Genomic DNA, 16,083 nt, shown 5'->3' with positions numbered 1-16,083 from the left:
CGTAGCTCTCAGGCATGGGATCCCCTACGGGCCCGTACATCTGAGGTCTGAGGCGAAGACGGCTCTGAGGTCTGACGAAATTCGTGGCGTGCGTCACTAATTTTATGGACGTGACTGTGATCGCGACCGAAAGCCTGAGCAAGCGGTTCCCCCGGGTGACCGCTCTTGACCGGCTCTCCGTGGACGTCGGGCCCGGTGTGACCGGGCTCGTCGGAGCCAACGGGGCCGGCAAGTCCACACTGATCAAGATCCTGCTGGGCCTGTCGCCCGCCACGGAGGGCCGCGCCGAGGTGCTCGGCCTCGACGTCGCCACCAGGGGCGCCGACATCCGCGAGCGGGTCGGCTACATGCCGGAGCACGACTGCCTGCCGCCCGACGTCTCGGCCACCGAGTTCGTCGTGCACATGGCGCGGATGTCCGGCCTGCCGCCCACCGCCGCGCGCGAGCGCACCGCGGACACCCTGCGCCACGTCGGTCTGTACGAGGAGCGCTACCGCCCCATCGGCGGCTACTCGACCGGCATGAAGCAGCGCGTGAAGCTCGCCCAGGCCCTCGTCCACGACCCGCAGCTGGTCTTCCTCGACGAGCCGACCAACGGCCTCGACCCGGTCGGCCGCGACGAGATGCTGGGCCTGATCCGGCGCATCCACACCGACTTCGGCATCTCGGTCCTCGTCACCTCCCACCTGCTGGGCGAACTCGAGCGCACCTGCGACCACGTCGTCGTCGTCGACGGCGGCAAGCTCCTGCGCTCCAGCTCCACCACCGACTTCACCCAGACCACCACGACCCTCGCCATCGAGGTCACCGACACCGACGAGCACCCGGACGGCACCCGCGCGATCCGCGAGGCGCTCCACGCGCGCGGGGTCGAGGTCGCCGAGGCCGGTAGCGGCCTGCCGGGCGCCGGCCACATCCTGCTGCTGACCGCACAGGGCGAGGAGACCTACGACGTCGTCCGCGACACGGTCGCCGACCTCGGGCTCGGGCTGGTGCGCATGGAGCAGCGCAGGCACCACATCTCCGAGGTCTTCAAGGACAGCGACGCGAGCAGCGACGAGCAGCCCGACCAGCAGCGGGACCGGCAGCGGAAGGAGGCCGTCGGCCATGGCAGTTGAGCACCCGGTCGCCGCCCCCTCGGGCGACCAGACCCGTATCCACAACATCGGCTACCGCAGCTACGACGGCCCCCGCCTCGGCCGCGCCTACGCCCGCCGCTCCCTGTACTCGCAGTCCCTGCGCGGCGCGTACGGCCTCGGCCGCTCGGTGAAGTCCAAGGTGCTGCCGATGCTGCTGTTCGTGGTGATCTGCGTGCCCGCGGCCATCATGGTCGCCGTGGCCGTCGCCACCAAGGCCAAGGAGCTGCCGGTCGACTACACGCGGTACGCGATCATCATGCAGGCCGTCATCAGCCTGTACGTCGCCTCGCAGGCGCCCCAGTCCGTCTCCCGCGATCTGCGCTTCAAGACCGTGCCGCTGTACTTCTCGCGGCCCATCGAGACCGCGGACTACGTGCGCGCCAAGTTCGCCGCACTGGCCTCGGCGCTGTTCGTCCTCACCGCCGCCCCGCTGCTCGTGCTCTACGTCGGCGCCCTGCTGGCCAAGCTCGACTTCGCCGACCAGACCGAGGGATTCGGTCAGGGACTGGTCTCCGTGGCACTGCTCTCCCTGCTGTTCGCCGGCATCGGCCTGGTCATCGCCTCGGCCACGCCGCGACGCGGCTTCGGCATCGCCGCCGTCATCGCCGTCCTGACCATCTCCTACGGCGCCGTCTCCACCCTCCAGGCCATCGCCGAGGCCCAGAACAGCACCGGCGCCATCGCCTGGATCGGCCTCTTCTCGCCGGTCACGCTGATCGACGGCGTGCAGTCGGCCTTCCTCGGCGCCGCGTCCGCCTTCCCGGGCGGGGTCGGTCCCACGCACGGAGAGGGCGTGGTCTACGTCCTCGTCCTCCTCGGCCTGATCGCCGCGAGCTACGGCCTCCTGATCCGCCGCTACCGGAAGGTGGGCCTGTGACCACGCTCAGCATCGACCACGTCTCCCGTTGGTTCGGCAACGTCGTCGCGGTCAACGACGTCACCATGACGATCGGTCCCGGCGTCACCGGCCTGCTCGGACCGAACGGCGCAGGCAAGTCCACCCTCATCAACATGATGGGCGGCTTCCTGGCGCCCTCCACCGGCACGGTCACCCTCGACGGACAGCCCGTCTGGCGCAACGAGGACATCTACCGGCACATCGGCGTCGTCCCCGAGCGCGAGGCGATGTACGACTTCCTCACCGGCCGCGAGTTCGTGGTCGCCAACGCCGAACTGCACGGCCTCGGAGCCAAGGCCGCCCAGAAGGCGCTGGCCACGGTCGAGATGGAGTACGCGCAGGACCGCAAGATCGCCACGTACTCCAAGGGCATGCGCCAGCGCGTGAAGATGGCGAGCGCCCTCGTCCACGACCCGGCGCTGCTGCTGCTCGACGAACCGTTCAACGGCATGGACCCGCGCCAGCGCATGCAGCTGATGGACCTGCTGCGGCGCATGGGCGACGAAGGCCGCACCGTGCTGTTCTCGTCGCACATCCTCGAAGAGGTCGAGCAACTCGCCTGGCACATCGAGGTGGTCGTCGCGGGCCGGCACGCGGCGAGCGGCGACTTCCGCAAGATCCGCCGCCTGATGACCGACCGGCCGCACCGCTACCTGGTGCGCTCCAGCGACGACCGCGCCCTCGCGGCCGCGCTGATCGCCGATCCGTCGACCTCCGGCATCGAGGTCGACCTGGCGGAGGGCGCGCTGCGCGTCCAGGCCGTCGACTTCGGCCGCTTCACCACGCTGCTGCCGAAGGTCGCCAGGGACCACGGCATCCGGCTGCTCACGGTCTCGCCGTCCGACGAGTCCCTCGAGTCCGTGTTCTCGTACCTGGTCGCGGCGTAGGAGGCCTTGGAGATGTACGACCCCACAGTCGCCCGGCTCACGTACCGGGCCCTGCTCGGCCGGCGCCGGGCCCTCATCCTGGGCGCCCTGCCCCTGTTGCTCGTCGCGATCTCCGTGGTCGTGCGCGCCCTGGCCGGAGCCGACGACCAGACGGCGTCGGACCTGCTCGGCGGGCTCGCGCTCGCCACGATGGTCCCGATCGTCGGCGTCATCGCGGGCACGGGCGCGATCGGGCCGGAGATCGACGACGGCTCCGTGGTCTATCTGCTGTCCAAGCCGATCAAGCGGCCCACGATCATCTTCACCAAGCTGATCGTGGCGATCGCGGTCACGATGGTCTTCTCGGCCCTGCCGACGCTGATCTCAGGCTTCATCCTCAACGGCAACGGCCAGCAGATCGCCGTGGCCTACACGGTGGCCGCACTGGTCTCGTCCATCGCCTACGCCGCCCTGTTCCTGCTGCTGGGCACGGTGTCCCGGCACGCGGTGGTCTTCGGCCTGGTCTACGCCCTCGTCTGGGAGGCCCTGTTCGGCTCCCTGGTGCCGGGAGCCCGCACGCTCAGCGTCCAGCAGTGGTCGCTGGCCGTCGCCCACAAGGTGGCCGGAGGGGAGCTGGTCACCTCGGACGTCGGACTGACCACGGCCACGGTGCTGCTGGTCGCGGTGACGGTGCTGGCCACCTGGTACGCCGGCCAGAAGCTGCGGACGCTGACGCTCGCGGGGGAGGAGTGAGCGGCCCCCGCCCGGCCGGGCGCCCGGAGCGTTCCTGACGGTGCTTTGACCGGCGTCCGCGCACACTGGGCCGGGCGGCCGCCCCTCGGCGCCGCTCGACACGGCACGGCCCGAAAGATCTGGGAGGACGGGGATGGCGGACGACATAGCGGCGGACGGCGGCCGTGGACGGCCCGGGGAGGGCGAAGCCTGGGACGACCTCGTCCTGGACGAGGACTTCGTACGGTCCGCCGGGACGTCCGAGCCGTCCGCCCGGGCCCGGATGCTCGCCGCACGGTGGCGCGCCGAGGCGCCGGAGCCCCAGCCCTGGCGATCGGACGAGCCGCCCGCGGGCTGGTTCTTCAGCAAGGCGCGCCGACGCAGGTGGCGTCGCCGGTAAGCGCCCGGCCAGAGCCGTTTTTCGCACGGCTGTTTTATTCGGTGGCGTCCGACTCGCCGCCCGGGCAGAGTGGTTGTACGCGCCAGGCGACCACGGGGGGCGCGGACGGCCGGAGGTGATCCGGCGTCATCAGACCGGGAGAGGAGTTCGACGATGCCCATGCACGGCAGAGCGTCGCACTCCCTTCAGGGCAGCCGGCGGCGGGTTCGGGTTCCGGAGTAGTTACCCCTCCGAGGAACCGCCCGCACAGAGACTGCCCGGGGCGGCCGCTTCGAGCACGCGATGTCGCTCTCGCGTGGGCCGCCCACCCGGAGGATTGGCCGAGAGGCAAGGCACCGGCTTGCTAAGCCGTGGTCGGGGGCGACCCCGCGCACGTTCGATCCGTGCATCCTCCGCGGGACGTTTGTCACTGGGACTGGGCGAGGGTTCAACGCCGGCGGCGTTGAGGCGCTCGCGCCGACGGCAGTCGGCAGTGGGCCGGCGGGGTTCGGCTTCGGGTGCGGGTCGGTGGGGGCTGGTCGCGCCGTTCCCCGCGCCCCTGATCGCCTGCGGCGATTCTTGCGCCGTTCCCCGCGCCCCTTTGATCAGCTCGGGCGCCCTTGAAGGGCGCCGACAGCCGCGGGCGGCGGGCGTCTGGTTCGGGTGCGGGTCGGTGGGGGCTGGTCGCGCCGTTCCCCGCGCCCCCATTGCCCGCGCCCCCGATCGCCTGCGCCGTTCCCCGCGGCCCTGAATGCCCGGGCAGTCCCCCATGCCCCTGAATGCCTGCGCCCCTGGGTGCCCGCGCCGCTGGGCGCTTGTCGGTCAGGGGAGGAGGGGTTCCAGGGTGGTGGCGATGCCGTCGGCGTCGTTGGAGGCGGTGATCTCGTTCGCCACCGACTTCAGTTCCGCGTGGGCGTTGGCCATGGCCACGCCGTGGGCGGACCAGGCGAACATCGGGATGTCGTTGGGCATGTCGCCGAAGGCGATCGTGTCGGCCGCCTTGAGCCCCAGGCGGCGGGCCGCCAGCGACAGGCCCGTGGCCTTGGAGAGGCCGAGGGGCAGCAGCTCCACGATGCCCGCACCGGCCACCGCGACCGTGACGAAGCCTCCCGCGGCCTTGCGGGCCGCCTCGGCCAGCGCGTCGTCCGAGAGCTCCGGATGCTGGATGAAGATCTTGTTCAGCGGCGCCGACCACAGATCCGACGCGTCCGTCAGCGGCGTGGACTGCAGGGCGCCGCTGAGCGCGTAGCCGGGTCCCACCAGTACTTCGCCGTCCAGACCGCCCCGGCTGGCCGCCAGGTGCAGCGGGCCGACCTCCGCCTCGATCTTGGCGAGCGCCACGCCGGCCAGCTGCCGGTCCAGCGTCACCGACGTCAGCAGACGGTGCTCGCCCGCGTGGTACACCTGGGCGCCCTGTCCGCAGACCGCGAGTCCGTCGTAGCCGAGGTCGTCGAGGATGTGCCGGGTCCACGGGACCGCGCGGCCGGTCACGACGATGTGCACGGCCCCCGCCGCGGTGGCCGCGGCGAGGGCGTCCCGGGTGCGCTGCGAGACCGTGTCGTCGGAGCGCAGGAGCGTCCCGTCGAGGTCGGTCGCGATCAGACGGTGCGGGAAACGTCCGGAAGCAGGCTCGGCGCTCACTTGGCGACCGGCTCCAGGACCTCCCGGCCGCCGAGGTATGGGCGCAGCACCTCGGGCACGTACACGGAGCCGTCGGACTGCTGGTGGTTCTCGAGGATGGCGACGATCGTGCGGGGGACGGCGCACAGCGTGCCGTTCAGCGTGGCCAGCGGGCGGACCTGCTTGCCTTCGCGGACGCGGATCGACAGACGGCGGGACTGGAACTCGGTGCAGTCCGACGTCGAGGTCAGCTCGCGGTACTTGCCCTGGGTCGGGATCCAGGCCTCGCAGTCGAACTTGCGGGCGGCCGAGGAACCGAGGTCGCCGGACGCGACGTCGATGACGCGGAACGGCAGCTCCAGCGCGGACAGCCACTGCTTCTCCCACGCCAGCAGGCGCTGGTGCTCGGCCTGCGAGTCCTCGGGCGTCACGTACGAGAACATCTCCACCTTGTCGAACTGGTGGACGCGGAAGATGCCCTTGGTGTCCTTGCCGTGCGACCCCGCCTCGCGGCGGAAGCACGGCGAGAAGCCCGCGTACCGCAGCGGCAGCCGGTCCGCGTCGATGATCTCGTCCATGTGGTACGCGGCGAGCGGGACCTCGGAGGTGCCGACCAGGTAGAGGTCGTCCTTGTCGAGGTGGTAGACGTCCTGGGCCGCCTGGCCGAGGAAGCCGGTACCGGCCATCGACTGCGGGCGCACCAGCGCGGGGGTGAGCATCGGCGTGAAGCCGGCCGCCGTGGCCTGCGCGATCGCCGCGTTCACCAGGGCCAGCTCCAGCAGGGCGCCGACGCCGGTGAGGAAGTAGAAGCGGGAGCCGGAGACCTTGGCGCCGCGTTCGACGTCGATCGCGCCGAGGATCTGGCCGAGCTCCAGGTGGTCCTTGGGCTCGAAGCCCTCGGCGCCGAAGTCGCGGATCGTGCCGTGCGTCTCGAGGGTGACGAAGTCCTCCTCGCCGCCCACGGGCACGTCGGGGTGCACGAGGTTGCCGAGCCGCTGGAGCAACTCCTGGGTCTCGGCGACTGCCGCATCGCGCTCGGCGTCGGCGGCCTTGACGTCGGCGGCGAGCTGACTCGCCTTCTTCAGCAGCTCGGCCTTCTCGTCCGCGGAGGCCTTGGGAATGAGCTTGCCGAGCGATCGCTGCTCGGCGCGCAGCTCGTCGAAGCGGACGCCGGACGACCTGCGCCGCTCGTCGGCAGACAGGAGGGAGTCGACGAGCGCGACGTCCTCTCCACGGGCGCGCTGGGAGGCGCGCGCACGGTCGGGGTCCTCACGGAGCAGGCGAAGGTCAATCACGCGGCCAAGGCTACCCGTGCGGGGTCGGCGCTCACGACTCCCATTCCGAACCGCCGCCCCGCCCTTCCGAATCGCGACTTACGTTGCGTTATGGGGGAATTGCCCAGCGTGTCAATAAAGGGCGTCTCACTCCCTGGGACGGACTATGTGACGGGCGTCTCATTGACTCGATTTCCTTGCGGCGCACGGGATTTGGGTGCCGAGTTGTCCACAGGAATCCGCGCCTCGTGCAAGTTATCCACAGGGTGTGCGAAAGCTCTGTGGACATCGGAATTGATCATTCCGAACCCTGTCCGCCCTGGGTCGAATTCCTGGGTCGAAGGCCGTCCGCAGCCACTTTCGGGTGGAATTGCGTCGCCCCAAGGGATTGATCGAAGGAAACAGGTGGACGAAGGGTGACGTGCGGGTTGCGAGTCGCCTTGAGGCGACACAGGCCGATTTGTCGACTGCGTGGCACTTCGTTGTCGACTTGTCCCCAGGTCGAGAAGCGGGCCTGTGGATAACTTCTGTGGATAACGAAGATATGCAGGTAGGACTGGCTAGAAACGCCCGTCCTGGCAGCGTGCCACCCAGTCCGAGGCCGCGACGAACTCCCCGTCCGAGGTCCCCGGCAGCGGCGACGGGACGTCCGCCGCGCTCACCTCCGCACGCGGGTACGAGCCGAGGAAGCGCACCTCGCGGCAGATCCGCTTCAGCCCCATGAGGGCCTCGGCCATCCTGCGGTCGGCGATGTGGCCCTCGGCGTCGATGCAGAAGCAGTAGTTGCCGATGCCTGCGCCCGTCGGCCGGGACTGCAGCACCATGAGGTTGACGCCCCGGGTGGCGAACTCGCCCAGCAGGTCGCGCAGACCGCCGGGATGGTCGTCACGCTGCCACAGCACCACGGACGTCTTGTCCGCACCCGTCGGCGCGGCGGGCCGGGCGGGCCGGCCCACCAGCACGAACCGGGTCTGCGCGTTCTCGGCGTCGTGGATCCCCGTCTCCAGGGCGGTGAGCCCGTACCGGGCCGCAGCGAACTCTCCGGCGAAGGCGGCGTCGTAACGGCCCTCCTGCACCAGTCGGGCGGCGTCCGCGTTCGAGGCGGCCGACTCCCAGACGACGTCCGGCAGGTTCGCCTTCAGCCAGTTCCGCACCTGCGGCTGCGCCGCCGGGTGGGCGGAGACCGTCTTGATGTCCGACAGTTCCGTGCCGGGCCTGGCGAGCAGCGCGAAGGTGATCGACAGCAGCACCTCGCGGTAGATCATCAGCGGCGTGCCCGCGACCAGCGCGTCCAGCGTGGTGGTGATCCCGCCCTCGACGGAGTTCTCGATGGGCACGAACGCGGCCTCGGCCTCGCCGGTGCGCACCGCGTCGAGCGCGGACTGCACCGACACATAAGGGATCAGCTGCCGGGTGGCCGCCTCCGGAAGCGTGCGCAGAGCGACCTCCGTGAAGGTGCCCTCGGGGCCGAGATACGCATAGCTCGCTGGCATGACCTCACCCTAATGGCCCTTGCGTACCGGGGCGCACGCGTCTCACGACTCCCCCTCGCAGGAATGAATCCGCAGCCAAAGGCGTAACCTCCCGCCGCCCGCGCCGCCCGCGCCGCCCGCGCCGCCCGCGCCGCCCGCGCCGCCCGCGTCCAGCCGTGCCGTGCCGAGTCGGGATCGGGCCGGTGTCGGGGCCGGTGTCAGGGTCGGGGTCGGGCTGGGCTGTGTCACGCCTCCAGCAGTCGCTGCCCCACGTACTCGCCCTCGGCCGCCCCGCCCGGCACCGCGAACAGTCCGCTCGACTCGTGGCGGATGTACTGCGACAGGGCGTCCCCGCGGTCCAGCTTGCGCTGCACGGTGACGAAGCCGCGCAGCGGGTCCGCCTGCCAGCAGACGAACAGCAGGCCCGCGTCCGGAGTGCCGTCCGGGTCGATGCCGTCGTGGTACGAGAAGGGACGTCGCAGCATCGCCGCGCCGCCGTTCTGGTCGGGGCGGGTGATACGGGCGTGCGCGTTGATCGGGACGACCAGATCGCCGTTGGCGTCGGTCTTCTCCAGGTCCATCTCCGTCGTCTCCGTGCCCCCCGAAAGGGCCGCTCCGTCTGCCTTCCGGCGCCCGATGACCTGCTCCTGCGCTTTGAGCGACAGCTTCTCCCAGTCGTCGAGGAGCATCCTGATCCGGCGGACGACGGCGTAGGAGCCGTTCGCCATCCACGCCGGGTCCTTCCCGCTGTCCGCCGGAACGAAGATGCGCTGGTCGAAGTCGGACTCGTCCGGCTTGGGGTTGCGGGTCCCGTCCATCTGACCCATCAGGTTGCGGGCCGTCATCGGGTGGGCCGTCGCGCCTGGCGTCCGGTTGAAGCCGTTCATCTGCCAGCGGACCTTCGCCGCGCTGCCCGCGTCCTTCTGGATCGCCCGGAGGGCGTGGAAGGCGACCAGGGCGTCGTCCGCACCGATCTGCACCCAGAGGTCGCCGTTGCTGCGGGTCGCGTCGAGGTGGTCGGAGGAGAAGGCGGGAAGCGGATCCAGCGCGACCGGGCGCTGCTTCTCCAGTCCGGTGCGGGTGAAGAAGCTGCTGCCGAAACCGAAGGTGACCGTCAGCGAGGACGGCCCCGCGTCCCGGGCCACATCCGTGTCGTCGTGTGCGGCAGCCTCACCCGCCATCAGCCGCCGGGCCGTCTCCGACCAGCGGCGCAGCAGTGCGGCGGCCTCCTTGCGCCCTGCGCCGGCCGCGAGGTCGAAGGCGACCAGATGACCGCGGGCCTGGAGGCCCTGGGTGATGCCGGGCTGATGTTTCACGTGGAACATCGCCTGTCCCGCCCCGACCGACGACAACGGCGTCGCCTGGGCGGGCGCCGCCGCATATCCCGCGGCCGCGCCTGCCGTGCCGAGGACTAGGCCGGAGGCGCCGAGCAGCCGGCGTCGTGTCAGGTCCTTGGCGGGGGAGTCCGCCGAGGCGGGCTGCCGGGAGCTCTCGCCGGCCGGGGCAGGGGTCTTCGGGGCTGGCGTCTTCGGGGCGCGGGCCTTGGTGGAGCGCGTCACGGCAGTGGCGGCGTCGGGAGTTCCGGCCTCGGGAGTGGGGGCCTCGGGGAGGGACTGGTCGGGCATGTGAGGTGTCAGCCGATCTGCGCGTTCTTGGAGACGGTCACCTGGTCGATGTCGGAGGTCCGCACGGTCACGGCGATCTTCCATTCGCCGGCCATGGGAATCTGCACGCCGTTCGCCGACCAGTGGCCGGTGGTGAGGTGGTCGGGGGCGACGGGCAGCGGCCCGATGCTCTTGGCCTCGAGGGTGAAGGCGACCTTCACCTCGGGCACGTCGAAGGCGCGGCCGTTGGGCCGCGTCACGTAGACGTGCATCTCGTTGGCGCCGGCGCGTGCGGGATCGAGGTCCACGCTCACCACGCCCTTGCCGTCGGCGCCGCCGGTGTCGAACGGCATGTCCAGGGTCAGGGCGCCCGAGGGGGAGTCCGCCGCGGCAGCCGAGGAGGACCGGCTGGCCCGGGCGGCGTCCTGCTCCGTGCGTCCCGGCTCGGTCGAGGTCAGGACGGTGGTGACGGCGAGCAGGACGACGGCGACCCCGGTCTCGGCGAGCACCGAGCGGCGCAGGCCGAAGCGCTCGCCGTCCGCGTTCCGCAGCCGCTTCTGCCGTGCGGCGTCCACGGCCGCCTGCTGCCGGGCGAGCTGTGCGGCCCGCTCGCCGCCTTCGGACGCGGCGGTCCGGGCGCCCCCGGAGCCGTCCTTGTCTTCGCCCTCGGAGTTCTGGGTGGTGCGCTTGGCGCCCTGAGCGTTCTTGGCGGGCTTGGGGCCGACGGGCTTGGGGCTCTCGACGCTCCCGGTGTCGTCGGGGGCCTCCGCCTCGGCCGTGTCGACGCTCCCGGCAGCCGTCGCCGGAACACGCTGCTTCCCGGACGCCGACTTCCCGCTGGCCGACTGTCCGCTCGCCGACTTCCCGACGGCGGACTTCCCCGCGGCCGCCGCCGTGGAGGCGGACGCCTGAACCGCCGTCCCGACGGCCGTCGGAACCGCCAGCCGTGCCGTCCACCGACGGGAGATCCAGGCGATGCCGACGAGCAGCGCCACGAGCCCGATCTTGACGAGCAGCAGCTGCCCGTAGCGGGTGTCGGTGAACGCGGACCAGGAGCCGAGCTGACGCCAGGACTGGTAGACGCCGGTGGCGACCACGACGAGGACGCTGCCGAAGGCGACCTGCGAGAAACGCCGGACGGCGGGGGCGTCGACGGGACGGTCGGCGGGCGCGCGGTACAGCGCGACGAGCAGTGCGGCGAGCCCGCCGAGCCAGGTCGCGACCGCCAGCAGGTGCAGCACGTCGACCGGCATCGCGATGCCCGGCTGCAGTCCGGTCGAGGCGTGCTCGGCCATGGCCCAGCTCGCCGCGAGCCCCGCTGCCACGACGGTTCCGCCGATGGCGAGCCCGAAGGTCAGGTCCCGCTTCTCGTCGTCGTCGCGCTTGTCGTAGGCGCCGAACAGCACGGCGATGAACAGGGCGGCCGCGGCGAGCAGCAGCAGCCGGGAGACCAGGGCCGCGCCGGTCTTGGTCTGCAGGGCCTCGCCCAGGAGGTTCAGGTCGAAGACGTCGCCGAGCGTGCCGGAGCGGCTGTAGGAGCCGCGCAGGAGCAGCAGGAACAGGGTGGCCGCGGTCATCGCGAGCCAGCCGGAGACGACGAGCCGCTGCAGGGACCGCACTCCGGTGCCGCGCTGCCAGCAGGCCAGCACGAAGGCGCCCCCGCCGACCATCACGATGAACCCGGCGTACGACACGTACCGGCCGAAGCCGTACAGCCAGCCGACGACCCCGCCGCCGGCGTCCTGGTCGGACACCGAGACGCTGGTCTCGGACGGGGAGCCGATCGAGAAGGTGTAGGCGCCGGCGACGGGATGGCTGTCGGCGGACACCACCTGGTACGTCACGGTGTACGTGCCGTCGGGCAGCCCAGCGTGCAGCTGGACGGCGTAGCTGGTGCCGCTGACCTCGGAAGGCTTGCCGTCGTCGACGCGGGCGCCCTTGGGGTCGAGGACGCGCAGCGAGTCGTCGTTCATCGAGACGGTCTCGGAGAAGGTCAGCGTCACCTGCGTGGGAGCCTTGTCGACCACCACCCCCTGAGCGGGGTCGCTGCCGGTCAGCGCGGCGTGCGCGGAGGCGGGCCCGGCGCCGGCGAGGAGCACGCCGGCGACTGCCAGGAACAGCAGCACGAGCATCCGGACGCGCGGGGCGATGGTGGTCTGCATCAAGGTGGTCCCTCCCTCAGTGGCCGGTCGTCGGGTCGTACGTGGCGGACTTCACCGGTATCTCGACCTGGAGCGGGTCGGACGAGGCGAAGTGGAGTTCGACGGTCACCGTCCCGCCCTGTACCGGCTTGCTCTTCAGCTTCTCGAACATCAGGTGGTTTCCGCCGCTCTTGAACACGAGTTGACCGTGGGCGGGGACGTCGAGGGCGGTGACCTCCTCCATCGACGACCCGACGGTCCTGTGGAGTGTGACGCTGCCCGCCGCGGCGCTGGTGACGGAGGTCAGCTCGTCCTGTGCGCCGCCCTTGTTGACGACGGTCAGGAATCCGGCGGCCATGGTGTCGGAGACGGGCTGCGGGATGTAGGCGTCACGGACGGACAGCTCCGCCCGGCCGTCTGCGTCGGATCCGCACGCCGCCAGCAGCAGCGCCCCCGTGACGAGGGCGCAGGACGCGGCCGGCAACCGCCCTCGCCCCGTCCGGCCGGACCTCTTCCTGCCCGGCAGTGCCGCGCCCGGGCGTGCCGCGCTCACGGATTCTCACCCTCGATGATCTTGGGCAGGTCCTTGATGTAGTCGTCGACCTTGGCGTTCTCGCCGTACAGGAGGTATCCGCCGTTCGTCTTCGGGGAGAAGGCGACGACCTGGGTGCCGTGGGTGGAGACGATCTTGCCGTTCTTGTCCTTGTGCGGCGCCTCGACGGAGATGCCGAGCGAGCGGGCGGCGGCCTGGATCGTCGCGAACTTCCCGGTCAGGCCGACGACCTGGGGGTCGATGCCCTTGAGCCAGGCCCCGAGGGCGGCCGGGGTGTCGCGGCCTGGGTCCGTGGTGACGAAGACGACGCGCAGCTCGTCCTGCTCCGCCTTGGGCAGCTGCTTCTTGGCGACGGCGATGTTGCTCATCGTCAGCGGGCAGACGTCGGGGCAGTTGGTGTAGCCGAAGTAGACCAGCGTCGGGTGGCCGTCCGTCTCCTTGCGGAGGTCGTACGAGGCGCCCCGGGTGTCGGTGAGGACCAGGGCGGGCTTGGTGAAGGGCTGGTCGAGCACGGTCGCGGCCTGCTGCTTGCCCTCTTCGGACACCACGGCCACGGGGCTCGTGCCGTCGTCGCTGCTGCAGGCGGAGAGGGTGAGAGAGGCGGCGGCGAACAGCGCGGCCAGGGCGAACGTCTTCTTGCGCATAGAGAAATGTCCCAGATATGTGAATTCGGGCGGGCTCCGGGGCGCGTGGCGAGTGGGCCGGGCGGGAGCGCGATGAGCCGAGCACCCCGGTTGCACGCCGTCGAGGAGCCGGCGCGGGCGATGGCGGCCGCCCGCGCCGGCCAGGGGCTCAGGCCTCGGTCGTGGTCCGGCGGCGGCCGGCGAGCACGCCGTAGGCCACACCGGCGACGCCGACGACGATGCCGACCACGCCGAGGACGCGGGCGGTGGTGTCGCTGCCGTCCACGTCGGCGGCGGCCTCGGTCGTCTTGGCGGCGGCCTCGGCGTCGTCCGACTTCTCAGCGGCGTTCGCGGCGGCCGCGCCGTGGTGGCCCTTCTCGGAGGCGGCGGTCAGGGCGAGCACCGGGGCCGGGTTCTCGGGCTCCTCCGCGCCGTCGGCCTGGACCTCGATCCAGCGCACGACCTCCTTGTTGGAGTACGTCTGGATCGCCTTGAAGACCAGTTCGTCGGCGTCCTCGGGCAGCGCGCCCACGGAGACCGGGAACTTCTGGAAGAAGCCCGGCTTCACACCGTCGCCCGAGGCGGTCCAGGTGATCTTGGAGACCGCCTCGGAGATCTGCTTGCCGTGCAGCTCGATGGGCTTGGCGAGCTTGGCCTTCGTGACCTCGATCGTCCAGCCGTTGATCGGCTCCGGCATCGCGGAGGCCAGCGGGTGGTCGGTCGGGAAGGCGACCTCGAGCTTGGTGGTCGAGGCGTTGTCCCGCTCGTTGGGGACCTTGAAGTCGACGACCGCGTAGCCGCCCTTCGCGGCCGAGCCCTCGGCGGCGACGCTGACGTGAGCGAAGGCGGGCGAGGACAGGACGAGCACGGCGCAGCCGGCGGCAGCGGCAGCGGCGGCGACCCGGCAGGCGGTGCGGGAAGCGATACGTGAGGCCTTCATGAAAGCGAGCACTCCACTCTGAGTGAATTCCGAGGGTGAGGGTGAGACGCGGGCACGTCGGTGCGCACGCGCAGCAGCCGCGCGACGGCGGCCGCCCCCGGAGGGAGTGCAGGTCGTGTCGCGTCAGGCAGCGAGGACGAGAACCGATGCGACCGGCGGACCTCGTCTGATCACCGAGTGCTGGAGCGCGGTGGCGCCGGGCGACTCCAGCGTGAGAAGTGCCGTGCGCGGGACGCGCACCCCCGTGCCCGGCGCGGTGGGCAGCCCCGCGAGCAGGGCGCGCACCAGCGCGAGCGCTCCGCGCAGGGACCGTACGAGCGCCCCCTCGGCGACACCCTGGGCGGACAGAGCCAGCAGACGCAGCAGAGCCGTGTCGCCGCGCCGCAGCAGCCACCCGGCGGCGACGGCAGCGAGGACGTGACCGAGCAGCATGGGCAGGGACGGCAGCAGCGACATCGTCGAGCCGATGCCGTCGCCTGCGCCGCCGACGGCGTCCGCGGGATGCTGCATCGCACTCATCCCGGTCATGCCGCTCATGTCGGCGCCGCTGCCGCCCATGCCGCCGCTCGCCCCGTCGCCGGGGGAGTACAGCCGCGCGTCGACGAGTATCTTCCGGGCCTGGGCAGGACTGATCGGCGCCGCCGCGGCCCCGCACACCAGCCGGGCCGCCCGTTCGACGAGCGAGGCGTCGGACGCCGACAGCGCGGCGGAGGCGGAAGCAGAGGAAACCGAATGCGAAACGGACGTCGACGCGGCGGCCGAGACGGACGCGGTGTGCTGCCCGAGTCCGAACAGGGTGTGCAGCACGGTCTGTCCGACCGCGAGAAGCGCGGCGATGCCCGGCGCGGAACGCGCGCGTCCCGCGAGCGGCGCCGCCACCGCGACCACCGAGAGGAAGCCGACGCCCAGGGTCCACAGCGGAACGGCCGTGCAGGAGGCGGCCGTGTGCCCGACCGCGGCCAGCACGACGCAGACCGCGGCGAACACCGCGGCCCGCAGCAGCCGGAGATCGCGACCGGAGCGCTCGCTGGAGGGGGCAGTCATGGCGGGCTCATCATCGCACTGGCCCCGCCGCCGCCCTACGGCAGGTCCGCGCGGCCCGCACGGCAGGTCCGCGCCGCCCGCACGGCATCCGCATGGTCCGCACGATCCGGAAGATCGTCTTCTGTGGTCAGCGGTGTGACTGATACTCCTGCGTCCCACATACACCGATTTCCTGCCTGCGGGCATCCCCCATATGGGCGGCATCACGCGGATTTCACGCTTACATACGGCTGCGGGCGGCAATACGTATCGGTATGTCGAGCCGCAGCCAGGAGGCTGGAGCATGAGCATCTGGTGGTCACTCCATCTGCGGCGCGAAGCCGCGAGCGTGCCGCTCGCCCGCCGCCTGCTGCTCGGCACGATGGAGACGGCGGGCGTCGATCCCGACGTCAGCTACGACCTCTCCGTCGCCCTGAGCGAGGCCTGCGCCAACGCCGTCGAGCACGGCGGGGACGCGGGGATCGGCGGCGGTTCCGAGGCGTACCGGGTGACGGCCTACCTCGACGGTCGGACGTGCCGCATCGAGGTCGCCGACTCCGGCCCGGGATTCGCCGGCGAGCGCCCCGCCCCCGCGCCGGTGCGCACCAACGCCGACGCCGACGCCGAGCAGGGCCGGGGCCTGTTCCTCATCCAGGAGCTCGCCGACCACGTCCACATCGGCAACACGCCGGGACGCGGCGGGGCGGTCGTGAGCTTCGACAAGATCCTCAAGTGGCGCGAGGACGCCCCGCTGATGGCCGTGTGACGCCCGTCGGACCTGCCGGGCCGTCAGTCCTCGCTCGGGGAGGGGGAGTTCCT

The 16,083-nt window shown here is 71.5% G+C and carries 15 protein-coding genes and 1 tRNA gene; 7 read left to right on the top strand and 9 right to left on the bottom strand.

All coding sequences use genetic code 11. The features are described from left to right. Positions 1-116 precede the first annotated feature (116 nt). The 6 genes from ABT300_RS17375 to ABT300_RS17350 all read left to right on the top strand — a co-directional run bounded on the left by ABT300_RS17375 (position 117) and on the right by ABT300_RS17350 (position 4,430). Positions 117-1,118: an ABC transporter ATP-binding protein gene (locus ABT300_RS17375; protein ID WP_351676218.1), complete on the top strand. Its 1,002-nt coding sequence runs from the start codon at positions 117-119 to the stop codon at positions 1,116-1,118. After that, complete coding sequence (locus ABT300_RS17370) at positions 1,108-2,016, top strand: ABC transporter permease (RefSeq protein ID WP_319277026.1); 909 nt, start codon at positions 1,108-1,110, stop codon at positions 2,014-2,016. The genes ABT300_RS17375 and ABT300_RS17370 overlap by 11 nt, the downstream gene beginning before the upstream one ends. Continuing rightward, positions 2,013-2,924 (top strand): ABC transporter ATP-binding protein, encoded by a 912-nt coding sequence (locus ABT300_RS17365; RefSeq protein ID WP_351676190.1) that lies wholly within the window; start codon positions 2,013-2,015, stop codon positions 2,922-2,924. The genes ABT300_RS17370 and ABT300_RS17365 overlap by 4 nt, the downstream gene beginning before the upstream one ends. A 12-nt stretch (positions 2,925-2,936) precedes the next feature. Then, the gene (locus ABT300_RS17360; protein WP_351676188.1) at positions 2,937-3,656 is read left to right on the top strand and encodes an ABC transporter permease subunit; all 720 of its coding nucleotides are present in this window, start codon (positions 2,937-2,939) and stop codon (positions 3,654-3,656) included. Positions 3,657-3,789: 133 nt separating this feature from the next. Continuing rightward, the gene (locus ABT300_RS17355; RefSeq protein WP_351676186.1) at positions 3,790-4,035 is read left to right on the top strand and encodes an SGM_3592 family protein; all 246 of its coding nucleotides are present in this window, start codon (positions 3,790-3,792) and stop codon (positions 4,033-4,035) included. 310 nt (positions 4,036-4,345) lie between these two features. Next, positions 4,346-4,430, top strand: a tRNA-Ser gene (locus tag ABT300_RS17350). A gap of 406 nt (positions 4,431-4,836) precedes the next feature. Here ABT300_RS17350 and ABT300_RS17345 read toward each other — a convergent pair. The 9 genes from ABT300_RS17345 to ABT300_RS17305 all read right to left on the bottom strand — a co-directional run bounded on the left by ABT300_RS17345 (position 4,837) and on the right by ABT300_RS17305 (position 15,285). Further along, on the bottom strand, positions 4,837-5,655 hold the full coding sequence (locus ABT300_RS17345) for an HAD family hydrolase (protein WP_351676184.1): 819 nt from the start codon (positions 5,653-5,655) through the stop codon (positions 4,837-4,839). Next, complete coding sequence (gene serS, locus ABT300_RS17340; protein ID WP_351676182.1) at positions 5,652-6,929, bottom strand: serine--tRNA ligase; 1,278 nt, start codon at positions 6,927-6,929, stop codon at positions 5,652-5,654. The genes ABT300_RS17345 and serS overlap by 4 nt, the downstream gene beginning before the upstream one ends. Positions 6,930-7,468: 539 nt before the next feature. Beyond that, the gene (pheA, locus tag ABT300_RS17335) at positions 7,469-8,401 is read right to left on the bottom strand and encodes a prephenate dehydratase (RefSeq protein WP_351676180.1); all 933 of its coding nucleotides are present in this window, start codon (positions 8,399-8,401) and stop codon (positions 7,469-7,471) included. A 224-nt stretch (positions 8,402-8,625) separates the two neighbouring features. After that, positions 8,626-10,005 carry an iron uptake transporter deferrochelatase/peroxidase subunit gene (gene efeB, locus ABT300_RS17330; protein ID WP_351676178.1) on the bottom strand — a complete coding sequence of 460 codons (1,380 nt, stop codon included), beginning with the start codon at positions 10,003-10,005 and terminating at the stop codon, positions 8,626-8,628. A gap of 8 nt (positions 10,006-10,013) precedes the next feature. Next, positions 10,014-12,146, bottom strand: a complete 2,133-nt coding sequence (locus tag ABT300_RS17325) for a copper resistance CopC/CopD family protein (protein WP_351676176.1) — start codon at positions 12,144-12,146, stop codon at positions 10,014-10,016. A 16-nt stretch (positions 12,147-12,162) separates the two neighbouring features. Beyond that, positions 12,163-12,609 carry a copper chaperone PCu(A)C gene (locus ABT300_RS17320; protein WP_502977952.1) on the bottom strand — a complete coding sequence of 149 codons (447 nt, stop codon included), beginning with the start codon at positions 12,607-12,609 and terminating at the stop codon, positions 12,163-12,165. A 65-nt stretch (positions 12,610-12,674) separates the two neighbouring features. Beyond that, a complete protein-coding gene (locus ABT300_RS17315; RefSeq protein ID WP_351676174.1) occupies positions 12,675-13,322 on the bottom strand; it encodes an SCO family protein in 648 nt (215 codons plus the stop codon). A 148-nt stretch (positions 13,323-13,470) separates the two neighbouring features. Next, positions 13,471-14,241, bottom strand: a complete 771-nt coding sequence (locus tag ABT300_RS17310) for a YcnI family copper-binding membrane protein (protein WP_351676173.1) — start codon at positions 14,239-14,241, stop codon at positions 13,471-13,473. A gap of 123 nt (positions 14,242-14,364) precedes the next feature. After that, the gene (locus ABT300_RS17305) at positions 14,365-15,285 is read right to left on the bottom strand and encodes a hypothetical protein (protein WP_351676171.1); all 921 of its coding nucleotides are present in this window, start codon (positions 15,283-15,285) and stop codon (positions 14,365-14,367) included. A gap of 283 nt (positions 15,286-15,568) precedes the next feature. Here ABT300_RS17305 and ABT300_RS17300 point away from each other — a divergent pair, with 283 nt between their 5' ends. Then, complete coding sequence (locus ABT300_RS17300; RefSeq protein WP_351676169.1) at positions 15,569-16,030, top strand: ATP-binding protein; 462 nt, start codon at positions 15,569-15,571, stop codon at positions 16,028-16,030. Positions 16,031-16,083 lie beyond the last annotated feature (53 nt).

This window comes from Streptomyces sp. NPDC001027 (genome assembly GCF_040299045.1).
Classification (GTDB): Bacteria; Actinomycetota; Actinomycetes; order Streptomycetales; family Streptomycetaceae; genus Streptomyces.
This window is presented reverse-complemented; position numbering and strand designations above follow the sequence as displayed.